The organism is Deltaproteobacteria bacterium, from assembly GCA_003696105.1.
Lineage (GTDB): Bacteria > Myxococcota_A > Polyangia > Haliangiales > J016 > J016.
Genome location: RFGE01000109.1, coordinates 1 through 9,717, shown reverse-complemented (window position 1 = coordinate 9,717; position 9,717 = coordinate 1). Strand labels below are relative to the sequence as shown.

8 protein-coding genes are annotated in these 9,717 nt (G+C 75.0%); 7 read left to right on the top strand and 1 reads right to left on the bottom strand.

The window, feature by feature from the left end; genetic code table 11:
* From D6689_07480 to D6689_07455, 6 genes are all read left to right on the top strand, one after another.
* The coding region (locus tag D6689_07480; GenBank protein ID RMH42677.1) for a hypothetical protein at positions 1 to 299 on the top strand (299 nt) is incomplete at its 5' end.
* The gene (locus D6689_07475; GenBank protein RMH42676.1) at positions 296 to 1,528 is read left to right on the top strand and encodes a hypothetical protein; all 1,233 of its coding nucleotides are present in this window, start codon (positions 296 to 298) and stop codon (positions 1,526 to 1,528) included. The genes D6689_07480 and D6689_07475, both read left to right, overlap by 4 nt.
* Before the next feature lie 115 nt (positions 1,529 to 1,643).
* Positions 1,644 to 2,990 (top strand): FHA domain-containing protein, encoded by a 1,347-nt coding sequence (locus D6689_07470; protein ID RMH42675.1) that lies wholly within the window; start codon positions 1,644 to 1,646, stop codon positions 2,988 to 2,990.
* On the top strand, positions 2,987 to 6,496 hold the full coding sequence (locus D6689_07465) for a hypothetical protein (GenBank protein RMH42674.1): 3,510 nt from the start codon (positions 2,987 to 2,989) through the stop codon (positions 6,494 to 6,496). The genes D6689_07470 and D6689_07465 overlap by 4 nt, the downstream gene beginning before the upstream one ends.
* Before the next feature lie 267 nt (positions 6,497 to 6,763).
* Positions 6,764 to 7,318, top strand: a complete 555-nt coding sequence (locus D6689_07460) for a hypothetical protein (GenBank protein ID RMH42673.1) — start codon at positions 6,764 to 6,766, stop codon at positions 7,316 to 7,318.
* 357 nt (positions 7,319 to 7,675) lie between these two features.
* Entirely contained in the window at positions 7,676 to 7,990 is a 315-nt protein-coding gene (locus D6689_07455; protein ID RMH42672.1) for a hypothetical protein, read from the top strand.
* 62 nt (positions 7,991 to 8,052) lie between these two features.
* On the opposite strand, the gene D6689_07450 is transcribed toward D6689_07455, so the two are convergent.
* Positions 8,053 to 8,913 carry a hypothetical protein gene (locus D6689_07450; protein RMH42671.1) on the bottom strand — a complete coding sequence of 287 codons (861 nt, stop codon included), beginning with the start codon at positions 8,911 to 8,913 and terminating at the stop codon, positions 8,053 to 8,055.
* Positions 8,914 to 9,467: 554 nt separating this feature from the next.
* Here D6689_07450 and D6689_07445 point away from each other — a divergent pair.
* On the top strand, positions 9,468 to 9,717 hold a 250-nt coding region (locus tag D6689_07445; protein RMH42670.1), incomplete at its 3' end, for a hypothetical protein.

The following is a 9,717-nucleotide window of genomic DNA, read 5'->3' as shown; positions in this document are numbered from 1 at the left end:
CGCAGCCCGCGCCGGCGGCGGCCGCGCAGCCCGCGCCGGCGGCGGCGCCCGCCGCCGCGGGGACGTGCAACGATCTGTACGCCCGCGCCGCCGGCGCGCTCGGCGGCGGCGCGATCGGGTGCATCGAGAGCACGTTCGAGGAGCGCGGGTACGACTTCGACAGCGACTCGTGCAACGGGCTCGAGAACGCGTGGGCGCTCGGCTCCGGCGACTTCGCCACCCTGTGGCCCGGCTGCCGCGCCGAGCAAGGGTTCGACGACGCGGCGTGCGCCGCCGTGCTCGCGGGGTGCTTCCAATGACCGCGCGCCCGATCGCGCTGGCCGCCGCGGTCGCCGCCGCGCTGGCCGCCGCGCCGGCCGGCGCCGGAGTCACCGCGCGCCGCGCGGGCCTGTCGGGGTCGGCCACCGGCGGAGCCGAGCGCGGGTTTCGCGCCAGGCCCGGCCAGACGGTGTACGTACACCTGGAGTTGGCCGGCCGCGAGGCGACTCCGGTGAGCCTCGGCGCGCGCGTCGAGCGCGGCAACTCCATCCTCACCAAGGCGATCGACGTCGGCCGGATCGAGCCCGGCGCCCGCCGGGCGGTCGCCGCCGTGCCGCTGCCCGACGACGCCCCCGCGGGCACCTACACCCTCATTCTGTTGCGCGAGGACACCTACGACATCGTCGCCAAGCTGGACCTGACGGTGGCGCTCGTGGCCGGCGGCACCCGCGCCGAGCCGACCGAGATCGACGCCGCCGCGTTCATCGCCGCCGTCGAGCGGGTCGGCGGCCGCACGCTGACGCGCGCGCAGCGGCGCGCGCTGCGCAAGGCGGTCGCCGCCGCCAACGCCCGCGGCGACACGGTCAAGGGCGCGCGGCTGTTTTGCGACCTCGCGCGCCTCGACGGCAGCGACGGGCTGGCGAAGGCGCTGAACAATCTGCTCGGGCGCATCCGCGGCGAGGGCGGCCTCGAGCCGTGGCGCACGACCGCCGCGATCCTGATCGGCTCGAACGAAGTGGTCGTCGCCGGCACGCCGCCGCTGACCGAGGCCTCGGTCAACGCGTACCTCGAGCTGGCCGAGTTCCAGGCGCGGCTGCTGCTCGGCGACGAGTCCTACCGGGTCCCGCGCGCGCTGCGCCGCCAGACGCGCAGGGCGCTGATCGCCCACTACGCGCGCGCGGACGCCGCGTTCAAGCAGGCGCTCGCGAACCTGCCGGTGCAGTGGCTGCAGGTGCGCGGCTGGTGGGCCAGCCAGCCCGCCGCCGAGCGCGCCGCGATCGTCGCCCAGTACCAGCAGACGTGGTTGCAGCAGCAACAGCAGCAAGCCGCGCTCGACGCGCGCCAGCGCGCCGCGTTCGAGGCGTGGCAGCGTCGCCAGGCGCGCGCGACCGCGCCGGGCCGGGCGCCGGTCCGCCGCTGGGGCCGGCGCGAGTTCCAGCGCATGATGGGCCGCAAGCAGACCGAGTACTTCGTGCAGCGGAACATGATGAACATGACGATGAACTCGTTCCGGTTCGGTTCGGCGACGCTGTCGGGCTTCGAGCCGTGACCGCGCGGCGACGGCGAGCGCGCGGCGACCGCGCGCCGACCGCGTGCCTCGCCGCGGCCCGCCGGACGACCGCGGCCGCGGGCCGCGCGCCGAGCGCGCGTGGTATCGTTCGGCGGTGGCCACGACCGACGGCGCGTCGAGCGAACGGGTGACCCACAGCCTCCCGGGCGCCGCGGGCGCCGGCGTGTCGGTGCGCACCTTCGCACTCGCGGTCGAAGACGGCGTCGCCGCCGGCACGACCTTCCACTCGACGGGCCCGCGCTGCGCCATCGGCTCGCACCCGGCCAACGACCTCACGGTCGACGACCCCACGGTCTCGAGCTTCCACTGCGAGATCACCGCCGACCGGCGGGGCGCGCGCGTGCGCGACCTCGGCAGCCGCAACGGAACATCGGTCGACGGCGTGCGCGTCGCCGATGCGTGGCTGCGTCGCGGCAGCCGGCTGCGCGTCGGCCGCACCACACTCCGGTTCGAGCCGGGCGCCGGCACGCACCAGGTGCCGCTGTCGGACGAACCCCGGTTCGGGCCGCTGGTCGGCGCGTCGATCGCGATGCGCGAGGCGTTCGCGCTGCTGGCGCGCGCGGCGCAAAGCGACGTCACCGTACTGCTCGAGGGCGAGACCGGCACCGGCAAGGAGGGCGCCGCGCGCGGCGTCCACGACGCGAGCGCGCGCCGCGCCGGCCCGTTCGTCGTGGTCGACTGCGGCGCGATCCCGGCCAACCTGCTCGAGAGCGAGCTGTTCGGCCACGTCCGCGGCGCGTTCACCGGCGCCGACAGCGACCGCGCCGGTGCGTTCCGCGAGGCCGACGGCGGCACGTTGTTCCTCGACGAGATCGGCGAGCTGCCCGTGAGCCTGCAGCCGAAGCTGTTGCGCGCGATCGAGCAGCGGCACGTCCGCCCGATCGGCGCCGACGGCTACCGCGACGTCGACATCCGCCTCGTCGCCGCGACCCACCGCGACCTGCGCGCGGATGTCAATGCCGGCCGGTTCCGCGCGGACCTGTACTACCGGCTCGCCGTCGTTCACGTGAAGCTCCCGCCGCTGCGCGAACGGCCCGAGGACATCCCGCTGTTGGTGGAGCACATCCTCGACCGGCTCACCGACGCGCCCGACCTGCGCGCGCCGCTGCTCGATCCCGACGCGATCGCCCGGCTGCAACGCGAGGCCTGGCCGGGCAACGTCCGCGAGCTTCGCAACTATATCGAGCGGTCGCTGGTGCTGGGGGCGCCGGCCTCGTTCGGCGGCGGCGAGCGGCGCGCTGCGGCCGGCGCCGGCGGCATCGACGTCGCCGTCCCGTACGCGCAGGCGCGCCAGGCCGCGATCGACCGGTTCGAGCGCGACTACGTCGCCGCGCTGCTCGCCGCCCACGACGGCGTCGTCTCGCGCGCCGCGCGGGCCGCCGGCATGAACCGCGCCTATCTGTACCGGCTGATCCAGCGGCACGGGTTGCGAGCGCGATGACCGCGACCGCGGCGCCACGCGACCGCATCGGCGGCTACCGGCTCACGGACCTGATCGGCGAGGGCGGCGGCGCGCGCGTGTACCGCGCCGTCCACGAGGCGACCGGCCGCGTCGTCGCGCTCAAGGCGGTGCCGGTCGACGACCCGCACCGGGTCGACGGGCTGCGGCGCGAGATCCAGGGCCTCGCGCGCCTGCGGCACCCCGGAATCGCGCGCATCCTCGACGAGGGCGAACGCGACGGCGCGCCGTGGTACGCGATGGAGTTGATCGACGGCGTCACGCTGCGCCGGCGGATCGAGCCCGGCGCGCGCGACACCTGGCCCACGCTGCCGGCCCGCCCCGGCCGCGCCGCGCCGGCGCCCGCATGCGGCGGACCGGTGCCGCCGGCCGAGATCGCCGGCATCTTGCACGGGCTGTGCGACGCGCTCGCCTACCTGCACGGCGAGGGGTTCGTCCACCGCGACCTGAAGCCCGAGAACGTCGTGCTGCGCCCGGACGGTCGGCCCGTGCTGGTGGACTTCGGGCTCGTCGCGGCGTTCGCGGGCCGCGAGGTGCTCGCGACCGACGCGCTCACCGCGGGCACCGCGGCGTACATGGCGCCGGAGCAGGCGCTCGGCGAGCTGGTCGACGCCCGGGCCGACCTGTACGCGCTGGGCTGCATCGCATTCGAACTCGCGACCGGCCGCCCGCCGTTTGCCGGGTCCACCGCGCGCGAGGTGATCGACGCCCACCTGCACCGGCCGCCACCGCGGCTGGCCGAGGTCGCGCCCGACGCGCCGGCGTGGCTCGACGGCCTGATCGCGCGACTGCTGGCGAAACGGCCGCGCGAGCGCGCGGGGCACGCCGACGAGATCGCCGCCGCGCTCGCCGCCCACGCGGGCCGCGGCCCACAGCCGGCGCGCGCGCCGGCGCGGCCCTACCTGTACCGGCCGGGCTTCGAGGGGCGGCGCGCCGAGCTGAACGCCCTCGAACGGCTCGTCGACCGCGCCGACGACGGCGAGGGCGGCATCGCGCTGATCGGCGGAGACAGCGGCGTCGGCAAGACGCGGCTCGTCGTCGAGCTCGCGCGGCGCTACCGCCACCGAGGCGGGCTCGTGTGCGAGGCCGCCTGCGCCGCCGAGGGCGCGCAGCCGCTCGAACCGCTGCGCCCCGCGTTGCGCGCGCTCGCCCGCTGGTGTGCCGAGCGCGGGGCGGTCGAGACCGACCGCGTCCTCGGCGCACGCGGCCGCGTCCTGGCCGCCTACGAGCCGCGGCTCGCGACGCTGCCCGGGCAGGCCGACTACCCGCCCGAGGCCGAACTGCCGGCCGACGCCGCGCGCCGCCGGCTGTTTGCCTACGTGACCGAGAGCCTCGCGGCGTGGAGCCAGGCCCAGCCGTGCCTGATCGTCCTCGACGATCTGCAGTGGGCCGACGAGCTCACGTGCGAGCTGCTCGGCGCGATGCACGCCTCCGGCGAGCTGCAGCTCAGCCCGCTGCTCGTGGTCGCGACCTACCGAGCCGACGACGTCCGCCGACCGCTGCGCGCGTTGCTGGACCTGCCCGGGCTCACCACGATCGACGTCGGCCCGCTCGACGACGCCGCGGTCGAGCGCATGGTGAGCGGCATGATGGGCGTCGAGCGCGCCCCCGCCCCCCTGGCGCGAACGCTGTGCGAGCGCGTGGACGGCAACCCGTTTTTCGTCGCCGAGTACCTGCGCGCGGCGGTGGCCGAGGGCCTGCTCGTTCGCGACGCCGGCGGTCGGTGGACCGTGGGCACGCGCGGCGAACGCGCGCTCGCACTCGACGACCTGCCGCTGCCGGCGACCGTCGAGGAGCTCGTCGCGCACCGGCTGGCCGGGTTGTCGTCGCGCGCCGTCACGATCGCCGAACTCGCGGCCGCGCAGGGGCGCGCGTTCGACGCGGCGCTGCTGGCCGACACGGCCCCGCTGGGCGCCGACGACGTGCGGGCGGCGCTGTCCGAACTCCTCACGCAACACGTCGTTGAGGAGACCGCGCCGGCGCACTACCGGTTCGCCCACGATACGATCCGACGGGTGACCTACGCGCGCATCGCCGCCGGCCGCCGCGCCGCCGCGCACCGGGCGATCGCCGCGGCGATGGAAGCGCGGCTCGGCGAGCGCGCCGGCGAGCACGCCGGCGAGCTCGGACGGCACTGGGAGCTGGGCGGCGAGCCGTCGCGCGCGGCGGCGCGTTACCTGGCGGCCGGTCGCCACGCCCTGTCCCGCTACGCGCTCGCCGACGCCGAGCGCTGGTACCGGGCGTACCTGCGGCTCGCCGCCGCCGACGCGCGCGAGACGGCCGAGGCGCGCGTGGAACTCGGCGTCGACATCCTGCGCCCGCGCGGCGACGTCGCCGGCGCCGAACGCGAGCTGCACGCCGCGCTCGACGCCGCCGAACGCGGCGGCCACGCGGCGATCGCCGTCCGCGCGCTGCGCGGGCTCGCCGAGGTCTACCTGCGCATGGCGCGCCTGGACGACGCGGACGCCGAGTGCCGGCGCGCGCTCGCGGCGGCGCGCGCGCAGGGGGACCGGCGCGCGGAAGGGCGCGTGCTGGTCACCGTGCTCGAGACCTGCTGGCAGCGCGGCCGGCTCGACGAGGCGTGCGCCGTCGCCGAGGAGGCGCTGGTGCTGCTGCGCGAGCTCGGGGACGACCGCGCGGTCGGCGCGGCGCTCGGCAGGCTCGGCGTGGCCCGCTGGCAGCAGGGGGACCTGCGCGCCGCCGACGATCTGTACGCGCGCGCGATCGAGCTGCATCAGCGCACCGGCGACCGCGCCGCCGAGGCCGAGACCTGGAGCCGCGTCGGCGCGCTGCGCTTCGATCAGGGCCGACTCGACGAGGCCGACGCCGCGTTCGAGCGCAGCTTGCAGCTGTTGCGAGACTGCGGCGACGTCCGCACCGAGGCGATCGTGCTGGCCAACTCCGGGACGCTGAGCTGGCACGAAGGTCGCCTCGACGACGCCGAGCGCCGTCTGGAGCGCGCGCTCGCGATCATGCGCCGCATCGGCGACACGCGCGTCGAAGGGGTCATCGCGTCGAACCTCGCGACCGTGCGGCGCGACCGCGGCCACGTCGACGAGGCGCGCGCGATGTACGCGCGCGCGATCGAGCGCCTCGACGCGTGCGGCGACCGGCTGTACCTCCCGGACGCGCTGAGGCGCGTGGCCGAGCTCGAGCGGCTCACCGGCGCCGACTTCGACGCCGCGGCCGAGCACATCGAGCGCGCGCTCGCGATTCACCGCGAGCTGGGCAACAGCCTCGGCGTCGCGCTCGCCCTGTGCGAGCGGGCTCACCTCGCGCTCGCGACTGGCGCCGATCCGACCGCGATGGTCGACGAAGCGCGCGCGATCGCGCGCGACACCGGCGTCGGCGCCGACAGCGAGCTGGGCGTCGCGCTCGCGCGGCTCGAGCGCGCGATCGACGCCCCCGCCCGCGGGATCGAGCGCTACCGCGGGGACGACCCGGCGCTCGTTCCCGACGGCGTCCGCCGGTGGCTGAGATTTGCGTGACGCCGGCGGCGGCCCGGACGCGCCGCCGATCGCCGCGGCCGGCGCGCGCCCGGTGCCCCAGGTTGGCGCGCGCCCGGTGACCCGGGTTCCGCCGCGGGCGGCCCGCGCGCGCCCGGTGACCCGGGTTCCGCCGCGGGCGGCCCGCGCGCGCCCGGTGAGCGCGGCCGTGGCCGGCAAACGCCGTACGATCTCCGCCGCACGGCGGTTTGCGCGCAACCCGACCGCGACGCGCCCGATACCTGCCGCACGCACAAGGAGGTATCGATCGTGAAGGCGTCCCTCGTCACCACCGCCCTACTCGCCCTGTCCGCCACCGCGTACGCGCAGGCCGCTGCGCCGCCGCCCGCACCGGCGGCCGCGGCAGCCGCCGGCATCGTGCGCCGCGGTGTGACCTTCGGCTTCGGCGTCGGCGCCGGCAGTGTGCGCAGTGACTTCCGCCGCGCGCGCGCCGCCAGCCTTTCGCTGCGCCTCGGCGCCGCGGTCACACCGCACGCGGTCCTCGTCGCCGAGCTGGCGACCTCCGCCGGCGCGACCGCCTCCGGCGACGTGGTCGCGCACCGGCTGGTCGGCGCTCAAGTCATCGGCTTCCCAACCCGCCGCCTCTACCTCGGCGGCGGCATCGGGAGGCAGACCCTCGCAATCTCGACGCCGGAGTTCGACTACGAGTCCGATGCGCAGCTCGGCGTGATCTTCACCGCCGGGTTCGAGGTCGTCCAGGTCCGGAACTTCGGGCTGTCGCTCGAACTGCACGGCTACCGCGCCAGTTTTGGCGGCAGCCCGTTCGTGTCGTCCTCGCTCGGTGCCGCGTTCACCTGGTTCTGAGCGCCCCCCGCGCAGGCGCATAGCGCGCCCGTTCTCGTCCGCGGCGGCGCGCGCGCTCGCGGGGGCCGCCGGAGTCCGCGGCGGCGCGCGCTCGCGGGCCCGCCCGCGCCGCGGCCTCGCGACACGAGCCCTGACGATCTCGTCGTGGCGGGGCCACGTCGCGGCCCCGCTTGCCCGTACGACCCCTGACACGTACATTGGGCCGAGGCTCTTCCGTTGCGGTCGCATCGATGCGGCCGCTTCGCGGTGGACTCGAGCTTGCACACGCGAACTCGCAACCGAAGGAGGTGGCCTATGCCAACGACGTCTCGTCGGCGGACGCCGCGTCGCGCACGTTTGCTCGCCCTCGGCGCGCTGGTGATCGGGACCCTGTCGGCGTGTGGGGGCATCACCTTCGAGCCGGCCGACGACGTGCTGGAGGTCCCGGCAGATTCGCTCGCCGCCGTAGCGCCGCCCGGCGATAGCCCTTGGGGCACGGAAGAAGCTCACGCAGGCGCCGCCCGCGCCGTGGACAACACCGTGCCCTGGTACCCCGACGCGCTGCGCGACGTGTCGCTCCCCGAGCGCGTCCTGTCCAACCGCCTGGGCCCCACCCGGGTTGATTTTCTCACCCGCCGGCCTCAGCCCACCCGGGTTGAACTTCTCACGCCGCCTGGGCCCCGCCCGGGTTGAAGTTCTCACGCAACGACGGTCTGTGGTCGCCGCCCACGCCCTGTAAATGGCGGGGACGTGGATCAGCGAGCGCGCCGGATCGAGACGTCGTCGACCAACAGCGCGACCGGCGCGGCAGAATTGCTCGGGTTACAAGTGATTCCGAGTTCGACGCCCGAGTAGCGCGACAAGTCTTCCATCCCGTCGGGCGCAATGTTCGTACCTTGGATCGACAGCTCGAGTTCACCGTTGACATACACCTCTGTCAGGCCTGCCTCTCGCTTGCCCAGCACGAGGTGTACAGTCACGTCAAACCACTCGTCGACGGGAAGCTGGCTCGCACTCGTCGGCGAATCGGGAGGCGCATCGTCTGGCAGTGGCTGCGGAGGCGTCTGGTTGCCATACCAGTTGAGAAACTTCCAATCGATACGCAGGTGGCGGTCGCGTGTGGTCACGAGTCGAACGCCGGGACTGCTATCAAAGCCGCAATCGGCCGGTTCGCACTCGATGTCCATGAGTTGCGGCGTCGCGCCGACGGCGGTCGAATCGAATCGATAGCTCGCCGTGATGGTTACGTCGTCGCCGAAAAGCAAAGCGTCGCGCCGGAGGATGCTGGCCTTGCCGCACGAACTGCCAGCGGATCCCGGCGGCGCTGAAAACCATGCGGCGTGCTCGCCGCCATGAACCGGAGCGGTCCGAACTTCGAACTGGGCTTCCGGCTGGCCGGCCGGCGTCTTCAGGATGAGCGACGACCAGCCGCTCCCGTCGTCGGGAAACAGATCCTGCTCTTCGAATCCGCTCGCGAACAGAAGCGTGTCACCGCTGCCGCCGTCGCCCCCGCCGTCGGGTCGCGCGACCGCACCGTCCGGACCGGATCCAGCAGCGTCGGCTGCGTCACGCGCATCGCTCGTGCCGCACGCGGCCGCCCCGGCGATCAGCAACAACCCCGCCCAGCCGTCACACCTCCTCCGCATCGACAGACCCATCCTACGATCGACCCGGCGCCGCATGCGAAGTTAAGCGTACAGCGCACGTGCGACGCGTACAATCTCCCATTCTCCACCGCGCCGCGCCGGTCGCGCTAAGCGAGCCGCCGTACGCCGCCGCCCGCCGACGGCGTACGGCGGCCAGACCGACTGCCGCCACGCCGTACGGGCCTCTGGCGATCGTACGGATTTGCCACCCGGGCGACGCGCTCCGCGGTTGCGAGCTCCCCCGGCTCCCCAACCCGTCCCCGGCTCCCCGACCCGAGTGCGAGCTTCCGGGATCTTCCGATAGAGCCCGCTTCCCCGAGCCCTCACCCCGCTTCCCCGGGCCCTCACCCGGGTTGCTTCCCCGGGCCCGCCCGGGCCCCACCCGAGCTTCCCCGGGCCCTCACCCGGGTTGCTTCCCCGGGCCCGCCCGGGCCTCACTCGGGTTGCTACCCCGGGCCCGCCCGGGCCCCACCCGGGTTGAACTTCTCGCGCAACAGCGAGCCGCCCCAGCCGATACCCAGTACGTGAGCGTGCCGCGACAGGTCTTGCCGGGCTCGACCTACCTGGTCACCCGCCGCTGTACCCAGCGCCAGTTCTGGCTCAAGCCCACCAAGCTCACCAACCAGATCGTCGCGTACTGCGTCGCGTACGCCGCGACGATCACCGGCGTCGAGCTGCACGCGCTGTGCGTGCTGTCGAACCACTGGCACGCCGTGTTGACCGATCCCGAAGGTCGGCTGCCCGAGTTCATGCACTGGGCCCACAAGCACATCG